The sequence below is a fragment of the Pseudonocardia oceani genome, assembly GCF_019263585.2.
GTDB classification, from domain to species: Bacteria; Actinomycetota; Actinomycetes; order Mycobacteriales; family Pseudonocardiaceae; genus Pseudonocardia; species Pseudonocardia oceani.
In genome coordinates this window covers 6252924-6271727 of record NZ_JADQDF010000001.1, presented here as the reverse complement: position 1 = coordinate 6271727, position 18804 = coordinate 6252924, and the positions used below count along the sequence as shown (strand labels likewise).

Below are 18804 nucleotides of genomic sequence, written 5' to 3'. Positions count from 1 at the left end.
CGTGGCTGCACAACCGCAGTGCGCCCGTCGCATCGCGATCGGGGCGGCGCTGGCGGCCGTCCTGAGCACCGTGCTGTTCGGCGTCGGGTTCGGTGTCGGCACCGCGGAGGAGGGCCCCGTCGCGGTCCCCGTCTCCCAGGCGGCGCCGCGCGCGGTGCCCGCCCTGCCCGCCGAACCCGCCCCGCGCGCCGCGCGCGAGGAGCCTGCGCAGCCCCCGGCTCCGGGCCCGACCACAGCCGTCACGACGCCCGAGCCGACCCCGACCGAGGAGCCGGCGCCGACCGCGCCGTCCCGCGAGCGTGCGGGCGTCAACGCCTCGGTACCCGTCCGCGCCCCGGCGCCGGCCGCGCTCGTGCCCGGCACGCCGTGCACGGTGACCGCCCGGGCCTGTGTCGACCTCGCGGGCCGGACCTCCTGGCTGATCAAGGACGGGGTGGTCTCCCGCGGCCCGGTCCCGGTGATGATCGGCGACGAGATCGACCCCACCCCGCGCGGCACGTTCGCGGTGGAGTGGAAGGCCGAGCAGTGGACGAGCCGGGAGTACCTCACGCAGATGCCCTACGCGGTGTTCTTCGCCGAGGGCGGGATCGCCTTCCACGAGGGCCCGCAGGACACGAGCTCCGCGGGCTGCGTGAAGCTCAGCCACGAGAACGCGATGGCCTGGTTCGAGTACCTGCAGGTCGGGGACCAGGTCCAGATCCGTTAGGGGATGCCTTCTACCGGGGGTAGAATGGTGGCGTGCCGAGTTTGGGTGAGCTGGAACGTGCCGTGATGGAGACCCTGTGGGCGGCGGCGGCGCCGCTCACGGCCCGTGACGTGCAGGATGCGCTCGCCGCCCGCGACCTGGCGACGACCACGGTCCTCACCGTCCTGGGCCGCCTGGAGCGCAAGGGCCTGGTCACCCGCGAGCGGGAGGGCCGCGCCCACCGCTACCACGCCGTCGCCAGCCGCGAGGACCACGTCGCCGAGCTGATGCGCGACGCCCTCGACGCCGCGCCAGACCGCGGTGCCGTCCTCGCCCGCTTCCTCGGATCCATCCCGGAGGACGAGCGGGCCGCCCTGCGCGACCTGCTCGACTGAGTCCGATCGCCGCGGCCGGGCACCCCTGGGAGACTGCTCCGGTGATGGAGCTGACCGCGCTCGCGCTGCTCGCGCTCGGCGTCCTGCTCGCCGAGCCCGTCAGCCGGGCGCTGTCCCGCGCCCACTGGACGGTGCGCGACCCCGTCGGCGCGCTCCTGCTGTGGCAGTCCGTCGGGCTCGCGGGAGGGCTCTCGCTGATCGGTGCGGGCATCGTCTACGGGCTGGCGCCGCTGGGCCCCACGCTGCCCGCGGCGCTGCGCGCGATCGACGGGTCGTCCTGGACGCGGCTGGGGGTCACCCACCTCCTGGCGCTGATCCTCGCGCTCCTGCTGGTGCTGCGTCTGCTCGGCGTGCTCGCCGCGATCACCGTCCGCACGCTGCGGGCGCGGCGCCGCCACCGTGACCTGCTCGACGTCCTGGGCACGCCCTGGCCCGCCGCGCCCGGTGCCCGCGTGCTCGACCACCCCGTCCCGGTGGCGTACTGCCTGCCCGGGCTGCGGTCGCGGCTGGTGCTCTCGGTCGGCGTGCTCGACGCGCTCGATCCGGCGGGCGTCCGCGCCGTCCTCGCCCACGAGCGCGCGCACCTGCGCGAACGGCACGACCTCGTCGTCCTGCCGTTCGTCGCCTGGGGGGCCACGGCGCCGTTCGTGCGGGGGATGGTCTGCGCGCAGATCGCGGTGGCCGCGCTCATCGAGATGCGGGCCGACGACGTGGCGGCGTCGGGGAAGCGGTCGGTCGAGCTCGTCGGGGCGCTGCGGACGATGGGCGGCGCCGCCCCGGCGGCGGCGCTGAGCTCGTTCACCACCGCGCTCGACCGCCGGCTGCGCCGCATCACCGACCCGCCCCCGCCGCTGCCGCTGGTCACGCAGGTGTGCGTGCGGTTGGGGGCGGTCGCGCTCGTCGCCGTGCCCACCGCCCTGCTGCTGCTCGGTTAGGCCGGCACGCGTCGCAGGGGAGCGGCCGCCGCCCGCAGCGCCGCGAGCATCTCCGCCCAGGAGCCCAGCAGCGTCGTCTCGTGGTAGGACACGCCGACCTCCGCGCAGAACTCCCGCACGACGACCCGGGCCCGCCGCTGGTGCGGGGTGGGCATCGAGGGGAACAGGTGGTGCTCGATCTGGTGGTTGAGCCCGCCCATGGCGACGTGCAGCAGGCCGTCGGTCAGCCGGCCCCCGCGGACGTTGCGTGAGGTCAGGACCTGCTTGCGCAGGAAGTCCATCCGCTCGGTCGGCATCTGCATGCCCTTGTGGTTGGGCGCGAAGATCGAGCCGAGGTACACCCCGAACAGGCACTGGTGGACGGCGAAGAAGGCGACGGCGAGCCCGGGCGGCAGGAGCACGAACAGCGCCGTGAGGTAGGCGGTGATGTGGGTCGCGACCAGGGCGAGCTCGGTGCGACGGTGCGGCATCCGCCCGCGCAGCAGCCCGGCGATGCCGGCCCGGCGCAGGTCCAGCCCGGACAGGGTCAGCACGGGGAAGAACAGGGCGTCCTGGTGGCGGACGAGGAAGCGGGCCGGGCCGTGGCTGGCGCGGGCCTGGTCGGCGGTGAAGGCGAGCGACCCGGGCGCGACGTCGGGGTCGCGGCCGATGTGGTTGGGGTCGGCGTGGTGGCGGGTGTGCTTCTGCATCCACCAGCCGTAGGCCATGCCGATGCCGACGTTGCCGACGAGGCGGCCCGCCCACGCCGACACCGCGCGCGACCGGAACACCTGGCGGTGGGCGATGTCGTGGGCGAGCAGCGCGATCTGCCCGTAGACGGCGGCGGCCACGGCCGCGACGGCCAGCTGCCACCAGGAGTCGTCGAGCAGCAGGAACGCGGTGACGGTCGCGGCGGCGACGGCGGCCAGGACCAGCGCGCGCCCGACGTAGTAGGTGGGTGCGGGATCGAGCAGGCCCGCGGCGCTGATCCGCCTCGACAGCCGGGCGAAGTCGCTGGCGGTGCGCGTACCGGCTCGCGCCGGCTCGTCGGTGGTCATGCCCCGAGCCTGGGGCCCCCGGTCCGCCCACGCCATCCGGATCACCCGTCCGCCGAGCGGGGGACAGCCCCACCCGGCCGTCGGGGTCGGGTGCGGGGGAGCGTCGTCGGTCGCCGTCCACGGCTGTGGGAGGGACCGTGAGGTGCGGTGGGCGGCGATCGAGTGCGGGCGGTGCGGTCCCGCGCTCACCGCCCGGCCGGTACCGGCTCCACCGGCTCCACCCGGTCCGGACCCCCCACGAGCAGGGCCCCGATCCCGAGCAGGGGGAGAGCCACGAGCAGGAGGAAGGCCCCCGGTACGCCGATGACGGTGCTCAGCCCGCCGACCACCGCCGCCCCGACGCTGGCGCCGGTCAGGAAGACCAGCGTGGCGATCCCCAGCGCGACGCCCCGCTGCGCGCCGGGGACGGCCGCGCCCACCGAGGAGATCATCGCCGGCTGCCCGACGCCGAACGCGACCGTCACGAGCACGACGGCCAGCGCGAGCAGCCACGGCGACTCCAGCACCCCGCCCAGTGCCGCGACCAGCAGCGCGACCACCGCGGTGGGGCAGGCCAGCGCGATCGTGCGGCGCCCGCCGAGCCGGGAGAGCAGGCGGCGGGCCACCGGCGGGGAGAAGAACCCGACGGCGGCCGCGGGCAGCAGGAGGGTGCCCGTGGCCAGGGGGGTCCAGCCCCAGGACGCGGCGGCGAGCGGCACCCCGAGCAGCAGCGCGAACCAGCTGGCGGGCACCGCGGCGGCGGCGAACGCGCTGCGCAGCACCGTCACGTTGGTGACGATCGCGCGGGGGAGGAACCCGTCGGGGCGCCGGCGGACCCACCACACGACGGCGGGCGCGCCGATCACGAGCAGCGCCGCGCCGACCGTGCCGGCGACGACCCCGGCCGACGGCGACTGGATGAGCAGGACGAGCCCGGACGCGGCCACCGCGACGAGCAGCGCCCCGACCTTGTCGACGGGCTCGCCGCTGCCGCCGGTGGGGGCGCCACGCCACAGCGCCGGGATCGCCAGCAGCCCGATCACCGGCAGCGCCACCGACCAGCGCCACCCACCGAGCGCCTCGAGCGCGCCGCCCAGCAGGGGGCCCAGCGCGCTGAGCGTGCCCGCCACCCCGGCGACGCGGCCGAGCGCGGCCCCCCGCGCCTCGCCGCTCCACCGCGCGCTGATCAGCGCCGTTCCCAGCACCGCGACCGATGCGGCCCCGGCGCCCTGCAGGACGCGGGCCACCATGAGGATCCCGAAGTTCGGCGCGAGCGCGGCCGCGACCGCGCCGACGCTCATCAGCGCCACCCCGACCACGAGCGGGAGCCGGATGCCGGCCATGTCGGCGAGGCGCCCGTGCATCGGCGTCGCGACGGCCAGGGCCACGGTGTAGCCGCTGACGATCCATGCGGCGGTGGCCGCGGTGACCCCGAGCTCCGCCGAGAGCTGCGGCAGCGCGACCGTGACGGCGGACGTCGAGGTGCCCGCGAGCCCGAACAGCAGGCCGAGCAGGACGGCGGTGCGCCCAGGTGAGTGCATGTCCTATGCCAACGATGCCTCCGTTCGGGCATTCCCGAACAGGATCAGGGGCCCCGCACCACCTCGCCCGAGGTGGCCCGTTCCTCCAGCGCCGGGCGAGCCTGGTTGGCGCCCCGCGGCACCGTCTGCTCGAATGACGCCCGTGCTGCCGCCGCTGATCGAGACGATCTGGCCGACGCGGCGCGTGGCCCTCTTCGACGAGCGGTGTCGCGGCTGAGCCGACCGCCCGCCCCGACGCACCCCGCCGGAGACCCGTTGACCCCCTCGCGACTCACCCGCCGCACCCTGCTCACCGCGGCCGCCGGCGGCCTGCTCGCCGGCTGCGCCCTTCCCGGCACCACCCGCCCCGGCAGCGCCGCGCCGGGCGGCGCCACCGCCGGCCCGGCGCTGGTCGGGGTGCCGCCGCCCGGCCCGGCGTCGGGCGCGATCTCCTTCGCGCACTGGCGCGGGGAGGACCGCGCGGTGCTCGACGAGATCATCGCCGGGTTCGTCGCCGAGAACCCCGACGCGTCGGTGCGCCAGGACATCACCCCGTCCAGCGACTACCAGTCCACCGCGCTGCTGCGCATCCGCCGGGGCGGCACGGGCGACGTGTTCACCGCGTTCCGGGGCGCCCAGTTCGTCGACATGGTCGCCGCCGGGCTCTACGGCGACCTGTCCGCGCAGCCGTTCACCGACAACTACCTGCCCAGGCTGGTGCGGTCGGGCCGGGACGCCTCGGGCAACCAGCTCGGACTGCCCTACCAGTACGTGTTCAACATGCCGCTGGTGAACACCGACCTGCTCGCCGCGGCGGGCGCGTCGAGCGCCCCGGCCGACTGGGACGGGTTCCTCGGGCTGTGCGAGGCGCTGCGCGGGCTCGGCGTCGCCCCGATCGCCTGGCCGGGCGGCGAGCCGGCGAACGCGGGGCAGCTGCTCAACGCGATGGTCATGAACAACGCGCCCACCGACGACATGTTCACCGCGATCGAGGCCGGCACCGCCCGCGCCACCGACGACTGGTTCCTCACCACGCTGCGCCAGTACGCCCAGCTCGCGCCCTACTTCCAGCCCGGTGCGATCGGTGCGGCGTCGGAGCCGTGCCAGCAGGTCTTCGCCTCCGGGGGCGCGGCGATGCTGGCCACGGGCTCGTTCCACCTCACGGCCGTGCGCGAGCTCGGGGCCGCGTTCCCGGTCGACCTCCTCGCCCCGATCACGACCGACGCCGCGTCGGCCCGCCACCAGGGCGTCGCCAACGCGACCTTCCTGGTCGGCGTCAGCACGGCGTCGGAGCAGCCGGACACGGCGGTGCGGTTCGTCGAGTACCTGTCCCGGCCCGAGGTCGCCTCCCGCTACGCGAACGGCACGGTGCAGCACTCCACCGTCGCCGGCGTCGAGTACACCGACCCGGACCTGCGGGCCACCGTCCGCTGGCTCGACGCCCCGGTGATCCTCGCCCCGCGCTTCCAGTTCGAGAACCTCGACATCCGCTCGGCCGTCGAGAACGCCTGCGTCGAGGTGGTGCGCGGGGTGCCGCCCGAGCAGGCCGCCGAGGCCGCGCAGACCGTCGTCGACCAGCGGCGGCCCGGATGACCGTCACCGCCGCGCCGCCCGTCGCCCCGCCCGAGGCCCGCCGCCGCCGGCCGCGCGCGTCCGGCGCCCGCCCGTCGCGCGCGCTGTGGCTGTTCGCCGCGCCCGCGCTGCTGCTGCACACCTACTTCCTGGCCGCCCCCGCGCTGCAGACGCTGCTGTACTCGGTGACCGACTGGGACGGCTACAGCGCCGACTTCGCGTGGGTCGGGGTCGACAACTACACCGGCCTGCTCACCGCCGACGACCAGTTCCGCAATGCGGCGGTCAACAGCCTGCAGTTCACCCTCGTCGTCACGATCGCGCAGACCCTGATCTCCCTGGCGCTGGCGGTGCTGCTCACCCGCACCACGCGGGCGTCGACGTTGCTGCGGGCGGTGTTCTTCTTCCCGGCGATCCTGTCCAGCGTCGCCGTGGCGTTCGTCTGGAAGTTCGTCTACGACCCGGGGCTGGGCCCGCTGGAGCCCGCGCTCGCGGCGGTCGGGCTGGGCGGCAGCGGCTACCTCTCCGAGCCGGGCACCGCGATCCTCTGGCTCGCGCTCGTGCAGGTCTGGGCCCACGCCGGGCAGCTGATGGTCGTGTTCATCGCCGGGCTGCAGCAGATCCCGGAGATGTACTACGAGGCGGCGAAGGTCGACGGGGCCTCGCGCGCGCAGCGGTTCCGCCACATCACGCTGCCGCTGGTGGCGCCCACCGCGCTGATCGTCGTCGCCTACACGACGGTGCAGTCGTTCAAGGCGTTCGACCTGGTGCTCGGGCTGGCCGGCAACCCGCCCAACCCGCCGCTGGACATCCTCGCCACCCGCATCTACGCCGGGTTCGCCGACTCCCGCTTCGGCTACGCCGCGGCCGAGTCGGTGCTGTTCCTGGTGCTGATCGCGCTGGTGACGTGGCTGCAGCGCCGCGCGATCTCGCGGGGGACCGACGCGTGACCTACCGCCTCGGGCGCGGCGCCGTCCTCGCCGTCTACACGCTCGTCATCGCGGTGCCGCTGCTGATCGTCGTGTTCGGCACGTTCAAGACCACGCAGGAGCTGTTCGCGTCGCCGCTGGGCCTGCCCGCGCAGGCCACCGTGGCGAACTACGCGACCGTCCTCGCCGACGGCCAGATCACCGTCGCGCTGCGCAACTCGATCCTGGTGACGACGTGCGTGGTGGTGCTGACCCTCGCCGTCGCCTCCGCCGCGGCGTTCGCGTTCGCGCGGCTGCACGGCGGGCTCGCCGCGGCGGCGTACGGGTTCGTCATCGCCGGGCTGGCGATCCCGGTGCAGGCGGCGATGGTGCCGCAGTTCGTGCTGTTCGACCTGCTCGGGCTCACCGACTCGCTCGTCGGGCTGGTCGTCGTGCAGACCGTCACCGGGCTGCCGGTCGCGGTGTTCATCCTCACCGGGTTCATGCGGACGCTGCCCCGCGAGCTGTTCGAGGCGGCCGACGTCGACGGGGCGTCGCCGTGGCGGACGTTCCGGTCGGTCGTGCTGCCGCTGTCGACGCCGTCGCTGGCCGCCGCGGCGATCTTCCTGCTGGTGATCTCGTGGAACGACCTGCTCTACCCGCTGCTGTTCATCACCGACCCGGCCAAGCAGACGCTGCCGCTGGCGCTGCTCGGCTTCACCGGCGAGTACCTCACGGACTACCCGCTGCTGTTCACCGGCGTCGTCGTCGCGTCGCTGCCGCTCGCGCTGGCCTACGTGCTGCTGCAGCGGTGGTTCGTCGCCGGGCTGACGGCGGGGTCGGTGAAGGGATGAGCACCGGAGGGATGAGCACCGTCGTCACCGCGATGACCGGGTGGCCGTGCGACGGTCGAGAGGGAGGAGCCCGCATGGCCGTCGAGGTGTCCTGGTTCGCCGCCCTCTGCGACGACGACCACGAGTTCCTCGAGGTGGCCGACCCGGTGCTCACTCCGTCGCCTTCACCGCCGGGACCGCGCCGGTGCTGCGGCGGATGCGGCTGCTGCTGGCCGTGCGGCTGGGTGAGATGTGGGTGCCGCAACTGGCCCGTCAGCTCGTCTCGATCGACCAGGTGCGCGAGGGCCGGCTGACCGTCGACGTCATCTCCTCGGACCTGCCGGGGCAGGTGCTGGAGTCCGCGCCGCGCTACCGGCGCACCCTGGAGATCATGACGGCGCTGCGCGCGCTGCTGCGCGGCGAGCGGGTGGACCTCGACGGGGAGTTCGTGGCGCTGCACCTGGACCGGCATCGGGCGGGCCCGCTCGGGCGCGGGCGCGGCGATCGTCGGCGACCCGGACCAGGTGCTGGCCAACCTGCTCGCCTACCGCGACCTCGGCGTCGAGAGCTCCATCCTCTCCGGCTACCCGCACCGCCCCGAGGCCGACCTGGTCGCCCGGTACGTCCTGCCGGGGCTCGACCACGGGCCGCTCGCGTTCGGCTGAGCGCGCGCCGGTTCGCACGCGCGGGCGTAGCGTGGAAGACGTGCCCCATGATCTTCCCCCCACGGATCTTCCCCGCACCCTCGGCGCCCTGCGGGCGTCGGGCCACGAGCTGCGCGGCGTTAAGGACGAGATCCGCGCCAACCTGGTCGCCGCGCTGCGCGCGGGCCGCGACCCGTGGCCCGGCATCGTCGGGTTCGAGTCGACGGTGCTCCCGCAGCTCGAGCGCGCGCTGATCGCCGGCCACGACGTCGTCCTGCTGGGCGAGCGCGGGCAGGGCAAGACGCGCCTGCTCCGCTCGATCACCAACCTGCTCGACGAGTGGACCCCGGTCCTCGAGGGCTCCGAGCTGGGCGAGCACCCCTACGACCCGATCACGCCGGCGTCGATCCGCCGCGCCGCCGAGCTCGGCGACGACCTGCCCGTCACCTGGCGCCACCGCTCCGAGCGCTACACCGAGAAGCTGGCCACGCCCGACACGGCGGTGGCCGACCTGATCGGCGACATCGATCCCGTGAAGGTGTCGGAGGGCCGCTCGCTGGGCGACCCCGAGACCATCCACTACGGGCTCGTGCCCCGCGCGCACCGCGGCGTCGTCACGATCAACGAGCTGCCCGACCTGGCCGAGCGGATCCAGGTGTCGCTGCTCAACGTGATGGAGGAGCGCGACATCCAGGTGCGCGGCTACACGCTGCGCCTGCCGCTCGACATCCTGCTGGTCGCGAGCGCCAACCCCGAGGACTACACCAACCGCGGGCGGATCATCACCCCGCTCAAGGACCGCTTCGGCGCCGAGGTCCGCACGCACTACCCCCTCGAGCTCACCGACGAGATCACGTTGGTGGAGCAGGAGGCACACCTCGTCGCCGACGTCCCGCGGCACCTGCTCGAGGTCGTCGCCCGGTTCACGCGCGCGCTGCGCGAGTCCAGCGCGGTCGACCAGGGCTCCGGGGTGTCGGCGCGGTTCTCCGTGGCCGCCGCCGAGACCGTCGCCGCCGCCGCCCTGCGCCGGGCCGCGATCACCGGCGAGGCCGACGCCGTCGCGCGCCCGGTCGACCTGGAGTCGGTGCCCGCCGTGCTGCGCGGCAAGCTCGAGTTCGCCTCGGGCGAGGAGGGCCGGGAGACCGAGCACCTGGAGCACCTGCTGCGCCGGGCCACCGCCGACACCGCCCGCGCCCGGCTGCGCGGTATCGACCTCAACCCGCTGGCCGAGGCCGTCGCCTCCTCCCCGGTGCGCACGGGGGAGCGGGTGCCCGCGGCCGAGGTCGTCGCGGCGCTGCCCGAGGTCGAGGCGCTCACCGAGATCGCCAAGCGCCTCGACGCGGGCGGCACCGAGCAGCCCGGCCCGATGGCGAGCGCGGCGGAGCTGGCGCTGGAGCTGCTGTTCCTCACCCGTCGCCTGGCCAAGGACACCGCCGACGACGACTCGGTGAGCTACGGGTGATGCAGCTCCGCTGCCCGTGAGCGGCGATCGTGGTCAGGGCCACGATCGCCACTCACGAGCAGCGGAGCTGCATCTAGGCTTCGGTCACTTCGACGCCCAGCACGCCGAGCAGCGCCACCCCGAGCGGGACGAGCTGGTCGGCGCTGATCCGCGTGCCGGCCAGCGACATCGCCCCGCGGACGTCGTCGAGCGTCGACCCGTGCAGCCGCGTGCCCGCCATCCGGGCCTCGTGGAACGACGCCTCGCCGAGGTCGCAGCGCAGGAACGCGCAGTCGACGGCCGTCAGCGAGTAGAGGTCGGCGCCGTGCAGCGACGTGCCCTCCACCAGCGTCGCCGTCGCCCGCGCCATCCGGAACGCGGTGAGGTCGGCGCTGCAGTCGGTGATCCGCACGTCGTCGAGCTGGGCCCCGGCGAACGACGCCCCGGTGAGCCGGCAGTCGGTGAACGTGACACGCCGCAGCACGGCGTCGTCGAGGACCGCGCCCGACAGGTCGCAGTGCACGAAGCGGGTGTCCCGGGCGCGCAACCCGGTGAACTCGCGACCGCTCAGGTCGGCGCCCGTCCAGCGGCACTCGCGCAGGTCGAGGTCGGCGACGTGCGCCGGCACCTCGACGTCCGCACCCGCGTCGACGCCGTCCCACACCATCTCGTGCTCGACGACCGGCGGCGCCCGGTCGAAGCGGGCCGGCGTCTCCGGCGGGTCCGGGACGAGCTTCACCGGTCGTGCCCGCCTCGTCCGCGCCATGGTCCCCGACCCTACCGACGCCGGGACGTCAGCCCGCGGCCACCAGCCGCGGCCGCGGCGAGGGCGCCGGGTGGTCGTCGAGCAGGCGGTGCATGTCCCGGAACACCCCCGGTCGGGCCGCGAGCTCGGCGTGCGTCCCGGCGTCGACGACCCGCCCCCGGTCGATCACGTAGATGCGGTCCGCGCGGCGCAGCGTCGACAGGCGGTGCGCGACGACGATCACCGTGCGCCCGGCCGTCAGCCGTTCCACGCCCCGCATCACCAGCGACTCGCTGACGGCGTCCAGGCCGGACGTCGGCTCGTCCAGGACGACGACGGGGGAGTCGCGGACCAGTGCCCGGGCGATCGCGATGCGCTGGCGCTGCCCGCCCGACAGCGCGTTGCCGCGCTCGTGGACCTCGGTGTCGTAGCCGTCGCGGAGGCGGTCGACGAACTCGTCGACGCACGCCGCCCGCGCCGCCGCGAGCACCTGCTCGCGCGTGGCGTGCGGGGCGCCGAACGCGATGTTCTCGGCGATCGTGCCCGACATCAGCGCGGAGTCCTGCGGCACGATCGAGACCTGTTCGCGGATCGAGTCGAGCGTGAGGTCCCGGACGTCGTGGCCGTCGAGCTCGACCGAGCCGGCCTGCACGTCGTGGAGCCGGGGGAGCAGGGCCGCGACGGTCGACTTGCCCGCCCCGGTCGGCCCGGCGAGCGCGATGAGCTGCCCGGGCTGTGCGGTGATCGTGACGTCGCGCAGGACCGGGCGCCCGGGCTCGTAGCCGAAGGTGACCCCGCGCAACGCGACGTGCCCGCGCAGCCGGCGCAGCGGGCGGGCGCCGGGCCGGTCGGCCACCGACGGCTCGACGGCCAGCACCTCCAGCACCCGCTCGGCGCTCGCCTGCCCCTTGCTGATCGTCGTCTGCAGCTTCGCGAGCTGCTTGACGGGCTGGTAGAGCTTCTCGTTGTAGGCCAGGAACACCAGCAGAAGCCCCAGCTCCATCGACCCGTCGAGCACCCGGACCGCCCCGGCGAGCAGCACGACCGCGCGTCCCGCGTGCACGATGACGTCGACGGCCGCGGGCAGCCGCGCCGCGAAGTCGACGCGCTGCAGCCCGGCGGCGAGGCGGGCGTCGGAGAAGGCGCGGAAGCGGCGCTCGGAGCGCGCCTCCCCGGCGTTCGTCGCGACGAGGCGCACCGCCGACAGCACCTCCGACGCGTGCGACGCCACCCGCCCCTCCTCCGTGCGCGCCACCGACGCCCAGTCCTTGATGATCCGGCGGCAGCGCACGAGCACGAGGTGCAGCGGGGGCACGACGAGCAGGGAGAGCAGCGCGAACAGCGGGTCGACGGCGACGCTGATCGCGAGGATCCCGACCAGCAGCGTCGCGTTGGGCAGCAGCACCGACAGCACGGCCACGAGCAGGCTCTGGATGGTCTGGACGTCGGCGGTGAGGCGGTTGCCGAGGTCGCCGACGCGCTGGGCCTGGTGGTAGGCCAGCGGTAGCCGCTGCAGGTGGGCGAACGTGGTGGTGCGCAGGTCGGCCAGCATCCGCTCCCCGACGCCCGACAGCGTCCGTTCGGCGAGGTAGGTCGCGGCCGCACCGAGCGCGGCGAGCAGACAGAGCGCCGCGACGCACGCCCCCAGCAGGGCCGCGCCGGACAGCGGCCCGAACGGGCGCCCCGCCAGCACGTGGTCGACGACGATCTTGAGCGGCCACGGCAGGGCCAGCGCCAGCCCGGCGCCGACGAGGACGAGGGCGCCGCCCCGGGCCAGCTCGCGGCGGTGCGCGGCCAGGGTGGAGCGGAAGCGCCAGAGGACCGAGAGCATCAGGCGGCCCGCCGGCCGTGTCCGGCGCCGTGCTCGCGCGCGAACGCGTCGACGGCGGCCCGGTCGCGCCGCCGGCTGAGCAGCGCGCCCGCCGCGTCGAGGGGCAGCCAGCGCACCTCGTCGATCTCGGCCGGGTCCAGTGGCGCCGCCGGGCCGACGGGCGTCATGTGCCAGAAGCGGACGTGCTTGGCGCGGTGGTTGCGGTCGCGGTACACGACCTCGTGGACCAGCGCGCCGAGCCGGCACCGCAGCCCGGTCTCCTCGCGCACCTCGCGCAGCGCGCACTCCTGCACGGTCTCGCCGGGGGCGGTGGCGCCCTTGGGCAGCGACCAGTCGTCGTGCCGGACGCGGTGCACGAGCAGCACCTGCGGCCCGCGCGGCCCGGGGCGCACCACGAGCCCGCCGCCCGCGAGCTTCGGCGGGCCGTCGTCGCCGGTGGGCAGCAGGTGTCCGAGGGCGGCGAGGTCGTCGAGTGCCCGCTGCACCCGCCGGGTCGACCGCGCCCGCCGCGCGACGATCCGGGCGAGCCGGCGCCGCGTCGGGCCCGCGGGCAGTCGCTCCTCCAGCTCGTGCGCCGCGGGCACCCGCAGCGCCTCGGCGGCCGCGGCGCGCAGTGCGTCGGCGGCGGGCCACAACCCGATCACCGGCAGGTCGTGGCGGGCGGCCACCTCGACGACGACGATCAGCTCTGCGGCCCGCCGGTGCACCGCCACCAGGTCCTGCACCGGCGTCTCCCGGACGAGCTTGCGCCAGCGCCGGTGCAGCATCGGGGGCAGCAGCACCGACGCGGGCAGCCCCGGGTCGCCGACGGGGGCCGCGGCGCGCAGCGGGGCCGGTTCGCGGCCCGACGCGAGGAAGGCCAGCGCCGCGCCGGTCTCCGGGTCGAGCAGCGCGGGCAGCGTCGCCACCAGCGCGGCCCGCGCCGCGGCGACGCCGGCGAGCAGGTCGCGTGCCGGGGCGCAGGCGCCGCACTCCACCAGCAGCCGTGCCTGCCCGTCCAGCGCGGCCACCCGGGCCAGGGCGTCGGCCGGCTCGTCGAGGCCGTCGCGCAGCGCCACCGTCCACGCCTTGTCCAGGACGGGCCGCAGCGAGCGCAGGTCGGTGCGCAGCGCGGTCAGGGCGTCGAGCGCGGCGGCGACCTCGGCCGGACCGTCCTCGCGGGTGAGGACCCGCAGCCGGCCGACGACGGTCGCCGCGTCCCCGGCCAGGCGGGTGCGCGCGACGGAGCCGGTGCTCGGGGTGAGGGGCGGTGTCATGCCACGAGCGTCGCGCCGGTGGATGGCGCCGGCGTGAGGGCGCGGTGAGCGCCCTCTCATGTCAGGACAGCAGGGGGTCCACGACGTCGTCGACGAGCCGGCGCACGGCCGCGTCCGGGTAGGGGTCGTGCAGCCCGAGCACGATGTGGTCGAAGCCGCCCTCGACCGCCGCGCGGACGGTGCCGCGGGTGTCGGCGGGCCGGTCGTCGGGCGAGGGGAACAGGACGAACGAGCGCCGGACCTCTGCCGGGTCACGGCCGATGTCGGCGCACAGCCGGTCGAGCCGGGCGCTGCGCCCGACGGCCTCGGCGACTGTGCCGCCGGGCATGTTCCACGCGTCGGCGTGCTCGGCGACCACGCGCAGCGTCGGGGTGGCGCGCCCGCCGATCATGATCGGCGGGCCCGGCCGCTGCACCGGCTTGGGGCTGCAGAAGGCGCCGGTCAGCCGGTGGTGCTCGCCCCCGAAGTCGAACGGCTCGTCCTCGGTCCACAGCCGGCGGACGATCGTGCACGCCTCGGCGAGGCTCGCCACGGCGGTGGCGGCGTCGTGGAAGGGCAGGCCGTGCGCGGCGTACTCGCGCCGGGCCATCGGCACGTCGGGCCGCGAGCCCGCGCCGATGCCGAACTCCAGGCGCCCGCCCGAGACGACGTCGACGGTCGCGGCGATCTTCGCGAGCACCGCCGGCGGGCGGAAGCGGTTGCTGGTGACCAGCAGGCCCAGGCGCAGCCGACGGGTCTGCGCGGCGAGCGCGGACAGCAGGGTCCAGCCCTCGAAGGTCGGCCCGAGCGGGTCGCCGCCGAGCGGCATGAGGTGGTCGTAGAGCCAGGCGTGCTCGATCTGCGGGAGGGCGTCGGCCTCGCGCCAGACGCGCAGGAGGTCGTCGTAGGAGACCTGCGACGGCGGGGTCATGATCCCGAAGGAGGGGCGGCGGCCCGAGGGAGCGCTCATGGGTGGGTACCTTCCTGGTGACAGGACCGCGATGCGGAACATCGCTCCGCATCACCGTACGGAACGTTGTTCCGCTTCGCCACGAGAGGGCCCGATGACCGCTGCCGGCCGTGCACGGCGCTCCGACGTGCGCCGCAACGAGCAGGTGCTGCTCGACGCGGCCGCCGCGGTGTTCGTCCGCGCGGGGGTCGACGCCCCGGTGCGGGAGATCGCCGCGGAGGCGGGGCTGGGCATGGGCACGGTCTACCGGCACTTCCCGACGCGGGCCGACCTGGTCGTCGCGGTCTTCCGCCACCAGCTCGACGGGCTGGCCGTCGACGCCCCGCCCACCGCAGGAACCCCGTACGACGTGCTGCGGACCTGGGTCGACCGGTTCGCGGACTTCCTCATCACCAAGCACGGCCTGGCCGCGGCGCTGCACTCCGACCAGGCGGGGTTCGAGAGCCTGCACGCCGAGTTCGTGGAGCGGCTGATGCCCGTGCTCGACCGCCTGCTGGCCGCCTCCGCCGCCGCCGGCCAGACCCGCGACGACGTGCGCGCCTACGACCTGATGCTGGGTATCGGCAACCTGTGCATCGGCGTCGAGACCCTGCCCGACTACCGCGCCCGGAACATGATCGACCTGCTCCTCGCCGGCCTGCGGGTCCCCGCGTGAGCGCTCCGCTCGTGCCCCCCGGTGCGCGGGTGGAGCACGTCGCGCACGCCGGGGGGCGGGTCCGCGTGCTGCGCGGCGGTCCCGACAGTGGGCACCCGGAGAGCGGCGTCCCGCTGGTGCTGGTGCACGGCGGCGGCCCCGACAACGCCGGGATCTCCTGGTACCGCGTGTTCGACGCGCTGGCCCGCACCCGCCCGGTGCTGGCCCTGGACCTGCCCGGCTCCGGGCGGACCGAGGGCGTTCCGGTCGACGGTTCCCCCGCCGCGATGGCCGACCTCGCCGCCGCCGTCGTCGCGGACGTCGCGGGGCCGGGGCCCGCGGTGTGGGCCGGGGTGTCGATGGGCGGCGACGTCGTGCTCAACGTCGCCCTGCGGCGTCCGGGGGCGGTGGCCGGGCTCGTCCTCGTCGCCCCGGGCGGGCTGGCCGCGCACGTGGGCAACCGGGTGCTGCACCCCCTGGCCTGGCTCGCGTGCCGCCTGCCCGACGCCGTCCTGCTCCCGGCCGCGCGGCTCGCCGCGCGCTCCACCCGCGCCGCCGTCCGCGCGATGGTGCACGACCCCGCGCGGCTGCCGCCCGAGGTGGTCGAGGAGATGGCGCGGGAGGCGCGCCGCGGCGGCCTCGGGTACCTGCGCTACAACCAGGCCACGGTCGGGCCCCTGCGGATGCGCAACGACCTGAGCGCGCGCGTGGCCGGCATCGCGGCGCCCGTGCTGTTCCTGCACGGCCGCGACGACCCGCTCGTCGCGCCCGCCGACTCGGTCCGCGCCGCCGCCGCGATGCCGCACGCCCGCGTCGTCCTGCTCGACGACTGCGGCCACTGGGTGCAGGTCGAGCAGCCCGCGCGGTTCCTGGAGGAGGTCGAGCGCTTCCTGCATCCCGACGACGAGCAGGACCGGGCTCCGCGGACGTAGCGTGGAGGGGTGACACGACGCCGCCCCGGTTACCAGTACGGCCCCTACGTCGACGGCCCCGACCCCCTGGCCCCGCCGTTCGACCTCCGCGCGGCGATGGACGAGATCGGCCGCGACGTGATGGAGGGATCCTCCCCGCGCACGGCCCTGCAGGAGCTGCTGCGCCGCGGCGCGGAGAACCGCCGCGGTCTCGACGAGCTGACCCGCGAGATCTGGCAGCGGCGCAGCCGCCTGCAGCGCGAGAACCGCCTCGACGGCACGCTGCAGGAGGTCCGCGAGCTGCTGCAGCGCGCGCTGGACGCCGAGCGCGACTCGCTGGGCCGCCAGGACTCCGACGACGCCCGGTTCCGGGAGATGCAGCTCGACGCGCTCCCGTCCGACACCGGCGGCGCGGTCCGCGAGCTCGGCGAGTACGACTGGCAGAGCCCCGACGCGCGCGAGGCCTACGAGGAGATCCGCGACCTGCTCGGCCGCGAGATGCTCGACCAGCGCTTCGCCGGCATGAAGCAGGCGATGGAGAACGCGACGCCGCAGGACGTCGAGCGCATCCGCGAGATGCTCGACGCCCTCAACGACCTGCTCGCGAACCACGCCGCCGGGCAGGACACCACCGAGCAGTTCCGCGAGTTCATGGAGCAGCACGGCGAGCACTTCCCGGAGGACCCGCAGACCACCGAGGAGCTGATCGACACGCTCGCGCAGCGCGCGGCGGCCGCCCAGCGGATGCTCAACTCGATGACCGCCGAGCAGCGGGCCGAGCTGATGGAGCTCTCGCAGCAGGCGTTCGGCGACCCGCGCCTGGCGCAGGCGATGGCCCAGCTCGACGCCCAGCTGCAGGGGCTGCGCCCCGGCGAGGACTGGGACGGCCAGGGCCGGTTCCGCGGCGAGAACCCGATGGGCATGGGCGAGGCCACCCGCGCGATGGAGGAGCTGGGGCAGCTCGACGCCCTGGCCGAGCAGCTGTCGCAGAGCTACCCGGGCGCCCGGCTGGAGGACATCGACCTCGAGTCGCTCGGTCGCCACCTGGGCGACGAGGCCCGCGTCGACGCCCGCGCGCTGGCCGACCTCGAGCGCGAGCTGCAGCGCCAGGGCCTGTTCGAGCGCGCCGCCGACGGCTCGCTCCAGCTCTCGCCCAAGGCGCTGCGCCGGCTGGGGGAGTCGGCGCTGCGCGAGGTCGTCGACCGGATCGGGGCCCGCCGCGGCGAGCGCGAGACCCACCGCTCCGGCGCCGCGGGGGAGGCCACCGGCGCCACCCGGCCGTGGGCGTTCGGCGACACCGAGGCGTGGAACGTGCCGCGGACGCTGCTCAACGCCCAGCTCCGGCGCGCCGGCGGCGCGGGCGGGATGGGATCCGGGAGGTCCCTCGACGTCACCGACGTGGAGATCGTCGAGACCGAGCAGAAGACCCGCGCGTGCGTGGCGCTGTGCGTCGACACGTCCTGGTCGATGGTGCAGGACGGGCGCTGGGTGCCGATGAAGCGCACCGCGCTGGCCCTGCACCAGCTCATCTCCACCCGCTTCCGCGGCGACGACCTGAAGCTGATCACGTTCGGGCGGCACGCGCGGTCGGTGGAGCTCGGCGAGCTGGTCGGGCTCGACGGCGCGTACGAGCAGGGCACCAACCTGCACCACGCGCTGCTGCTCGCCGGGCAGCACCTGCGCCGCAACCCCGACGCGCAGCCGGTCGTCCTCGTCGTCACCGACGGGGAGCCGACCGCGCACCTGGAGGCCGACGGCCACGCCGCCTTCGACTACCCGACGAGCCCGGAGACGCTGCGGGCCACGATCGCGGAGGTCGACCGGCTCACCGGCCTGCGCGCGGCGTTCACGTTCTTCGTCCTGGGTGACGACCCGCGGCTCGCGGCGTTCCTCGACGGCGTGGCGAAGCGCTGCGGCGGGCGGGTGGTCGCACCGACGCTGGACGGCCTGGGTGCCGAGGTGGTCGCCGACTACCTGCGGACCCGCCGCTAGGCGAAGTCCGCGGGCGTGAACGTCTTCGACTCCACCAGCACCAGCCAGTTGCCGCTGTTGTCGCGCATCACCGCCTCGACGCCGTACGGGCGGTCCGCGGGCTCCTGCAGGAACGTCACGCCCCGGGCGCTGAGGTCCTCGTAGGTCTTCCGACAGTCGTCGACGGCGAGCCCGAGCCCACCGATCCCGCCCCGGTCGATGTGGTCGCGGGCCCGGCGCAGGTGCGGGAGCAGGCCCACCGCGACCGCCCGTGCCACCATGTCGCGAGGGTACGACGGCCGCACGCCCGCATGGAGCCCCCGCCGGTGGGTACGCGGCCCGCATGGAGATCGCGCGATGGAAGAGGGTGCTGGTCGGGGGTGCGGCCGGGGTGGCGCTGGTGCTGACCGGTGCGGGATCGTGCGGACCCGGCGGCTCCGGCGGCGGCACGAGCGAGCAGGGCGGCACCGGCGGCGACAGCGACCCCGAGGAGGGGTCGACGAACGAGGCGCCGGCCACCAGCACGTCGAGCGCGCCGGACGACTGACGACGCGAGGA

General features: G+C 75.5%; 19 protein-coding genes and 1 pseudogene. 13 read left to right on the top strand and 7 right to left on the bottom strand.

What is annotated here, in order from left to right; all coding sequences use genetic code 11:
• Position 1: 1 nt before the first annotated feature.
• From I4I82_RS31440 to I4I82_RS31430, 3 genes are read left to right on the top strand one after another with little or no spacing between them, the layout of a single operon-like run.
• The gene (locus tag I4I82_RS31440; RefSeq protein WP_218593924.1) at positions 2-706 is read left to right on the top strand and encodes a L,D-transpeptidase; all 705 of its coding nucleotides are present in this window, start codon (positions 2-4) and stop codon (positions 704-706) included.
• 32 nt (positions 707-738) lie between these two features.
• On the top strand, positions 739-1080 hold the full coding sequence (locus I4I82_RS31435) for a BlaI/MecI/CopY family transcriptional regulator (protein ID WP_172162503.1): 342 nt from the start codon (positions 739-741) through the stop codon (positions 1078-1080).
• Positions 1081-1124: 44 nt separating this feature from the next.
• Complete coding sequence (locus I4I82_RS31430) at positions 1125-2015, top strand: M56 family metallopeptidase (RefSeq protein WP_218593927.1); 891 nt, start codon at positions 1125-1127, stop codon at positions 2013-2015.
• Here I4I82_RS31430 and I4I82_RS31425 read toward each other — a convergent pair.
• Entirely contained in the window at positions 2012-3052 is a 1041-nt protein-coding gene (locus I4I82_RS31425; RefSeq protein WP_218593923.1) for a fatty acid desaturase family protein, read from the bottom strand. The genes I4I82_RS31430 and I4I82_RS31425 overlap by 4 nt on opposite strands.
• 185 nt (positions 3053-3237) lie before the next feature.
• Complete coding sequence (locus I4I82_RS31420) at positions 3238-4572, bottom strand: MFS transporter (protein ID WP_218593922.1); 1335 nt, start codon at positions 4570-4572, stop codon at positions 3238-3240.
• A gap of 255 nt (positions 4573-4827) precedes the next feature.
• On the opposite strand from I4I82_RS31420, the gene I4I82_RS31415 reads away from it, so the two are divergent.
• The 6 genes and pseudogenes from I4I82_RS31415 to I4I82_RS31390 all read left to right on the top strand — a co-directional run bounded on the left by I4I82_RS31415 (position 4828) and on the right by I4I82_RS31390 (position 9970).
• A complete protein-coding gene (locus I4I82_RS31415; RefSeq protein ID WP_218596326.1) occupies positions 4828-6144 on the top strand; it encodes an ABC transporter substrate-binding protein in 1317 nt (438 codons plus the stop codon).
• A complete protein-coding gene (locus I4I82_RS31410) occupies positions 6141-7073 on the top strand; it encodes a carbohydrate ABC transporter permease (RefSeq protein ID WP_218592605.1) in 933 nt (310 codons plus the stop codon). The genes I4I82_RS31415 and I4I82_RS31410 overlap by 4 nt, the downstream gene beginning before the upstream one ends.
• Positions 7070-7885 (top strand): carbohydrate ABC transporter permease, encoded by an 816-nt coding sequence (locus tag I4I82_RS31405; protein ID WP_218592606.1) that lies wholly within the window; start codon positions 7070-7072, stop codon positions 7883-7885. Before I4I82_RS31410 ends, I4I82_RS31405 begins: the two co-directional genes overlap by 4 nt.
• Positions 7886-7925: 40 nt before the next feature.
• Positions 7926-8309: pseudogene (locus I4I82_RS35130) on the top strand (LLM class flavin-dependent oxidoreductase); the annotation flags it as partial.
• 79 nt (positions 8310-8388) lie between these two features.
• Complete coding sequence (locus I4I82_RS31395) at positions 8389-8529, top strand: hypothetical protein (RefSeq protein WP_218592614.1); 141 nt, start codon at positions 8389-8391, stop codon at positions 8527-8529.
• A gap of 40 nt (positions 8530-8569) precedes the next feature.
• A complete protein-coding gene (locus tag I4I82_RS31390; protein ID WP_218592607.1) occupies positions 8570-9970 on the top strand; it encodes an ATP-binding protein in 1401 nt (466 codons plus the stop codon).
• Positions 9971-10043: 73 nt separating this feature from the next.
• On the opposite strand, the gene I4I82_RS31385 is transcribed toward I4I82_RS31390, so the two are convergent.
• The 4 genes from I4I82_RS31385 to I4I82_RS31370 all read right to left on the bottom strand — a co-directional run bounded on the left by I4I82_RS31385 (position 10044) and on the right by I4I82_RS31370 (position 14730).
• Positions 10044-10715: a pentapeptide repeat-containing protein gene (locus tag I4I82_RS31385; protein ID WP_218596325.1), complete on the bottom strand. Its 672-nt coding sequence runs from the start codon at positions 10713-10715 to the stop codon at positions 10044-10046.
• 28 nt (positions 10716-10743) lie between these two features.
• On the bottom strand, positions 10744-12525 hold the full coding sequence (locus I4I82_RS31380; RefSeq protein ID WP_218592609.1) for an ABC transporter ATP-binding protein: 1782 nt from the start codon (positions 12523-12525) through the stop codon (positions 10744-10746).
• Positions 12525-13781, bottom strand: coding sequence for an NUDIX hydrolase (locus tag I4I82_RS31375; RefSeq protein ID WP_218592610.1), 1257 nt, complete (start codon positions 13779-13781; stop codon positions 12525-12527). The genes I4I82_RS31380 and I4I82_RS31375 overlap by 1 nt, the downstream gene beginning before the upstream one ends.
• A 61-nt stretch (positions 13782-13842) precedes the next feature.
• Positions 13843-14730 (bottom strand): LLM class flavin-dependent oxidoreductase, encoded by an 888-nt coding sequence (locus I4I82_RS31370; protein WP_218592611.1) that lies wholly within the window; start codon positions 14728-14730, stop codon positions 13843-13845.
• Positions 14731-14824: 94 nt separating this feature from the next.
• Here I4I82_RS31370 and I4I82_RS31365 point away from each other — a divergent pair, with 94 nt between their 5' ends.
• Genes I4I82_RS31365 through I4I82_RS31355 form a run of 3 tightly spaced genes read left to right on the top strand, consistent with a single transcriptional unit; the run spans position 14825 to position 18267 of the window.
• Positions 14825-15385 carry a TetR/AcrR family transcriptional regulator gene (locus tag I4I82_RS31365; protein WP_218592612.1) on the top strand — a complete coding sequence of 187 codons (561 nt, stop codon included), beginning with the start codon at positions 14825-14827 and terminating at the stop codon, positions 15383-15385.
• Positions 15382-16296, top strand: a complete 915-nt coding sequence (locus tag I4I82_RS31360; RefSeq protein WP_218596324.1) for an alpha/beta fold hydrolase — start codon at positions 15382-15384, stop codon at positions 16294-16296. Before I4I82_RS31365 ends, I4I82_RS31360 begins: the two co-directional genes overlap by 4 nt.
• A gap of 9 nt (positions 16297-16305) precedes the next feature.
• Complete coding sequence (locus tag I4I82_RS31355; RefSeq protein ID WP_218596323.1) at positions 16306-18267, top strand: vWA domain-containing protein; 1962 nt, start codon at positions 16306-16308, stop codon at positions 18265-18267.
• Here I4I82_RS31355 and I4I82_RS31350 read toward each other — a convergent pair.
• Positions 18264-18605 (bottom strand): VOC family protein, encoded by a 342-nt coding sequence (locus I4I82_RS31350; RefSeq protein WP_372451463.1) that lies wholly within the window; start codon positions 18603-18605, stop codon positions 18264-18266. The genes I4I82_RS31355 and I4I82_RS31350 overlap by 4 nt on opposite strands.
• On the opposite strand from I4I82_RS31350, the gene I4I82_RS31345 reads away from it, so the two are divergent.
• Positions 18590-18793 (top strand): hypothetical protein, encoded by a 204-nt coding sequence (locus tag I4I82_RS31345; protein WP_218594120.1) that lies wholly within the window; start codon positions 18590-18592, stop codon positions 18791-18793. The genes I4I82_RS31350 and I4I82_RS31345 overlap by 16 nt on opposite strands.
• Positions 18794-18804 lie beyond the last annotated feature (11 nt).

Coding starts and splice junctions, on each gene's coding strand:
- I4I82_RS31365 (WP_218592612.1), top strand. CDS start 14,825: ATGACCGCTGCCGGCCGTGCACGGCGCTCCGACGTGCGCCGCAACGAG.
- I4I82_RS31345 (WP_218594120.1), top strand. CDS start 18,590: ATGGAGATCGCGCGATGGAAGAGGGTGCTGGTCGGGGGTGCGGCCGGG.
- I4I82_RS31375 (WP_218592610.1), bottom strand. CDS start 13,781: ATGACACCGCCCCTCACCCCGAGCACCGGCTCCGTCGCGCGCACCCGC.
- I4I82_RS31420 (WP_218593922.1), bottom strand. CDS start 4,572: ATGCACTCACCTGGGCGCACCGCCGTCCTGCTCGGCCTGCTGTTCGGG.
- I4I82_RS31430 (WP_218593927.1), top strand. CDS start 1,125: ATGGAGCTGACCGCGCTCGCGCTGCTCGCGCTCGGCGTCCTGCTCGCC.
- I4I82_RS31370 (WP_218592611.1), bottom strand. CDS start 14,730: ATGAGCGCTCCCTCGGGCCGCCGCCCCTCCTTCGGGATCATGACCCCG.
- I4I82_RS31380 (WP_218592609.1), bottom strand. CDS start 12,525: ATGCTCTCGGTCCTCTGGCGCTTCCGCTCCACCCTGGCCGCGCACCGC.
- I4I82_RS31410 (WP_218592605.1), top strand. CDS start 6,141: ATGACCGTCACCGCCGCGCCGCCCGTCGCCCCGCCCGAGGCCCGCCGC.
- I4I82_RS31385 (WP_218596325.1), bottom strand. CDS start 10,715: ATGGCGCGGACGAGGCGGGCACGACCGGTGAAGCTCGTCCCGGACCCG.
- I4I82_RS31425 (WP_218593923.1), bottom strand. CDS start 3,052: ATGACCACCGACGAGCCGGCGCGAGCCGGTACGCGCACCGCCAGCGAC.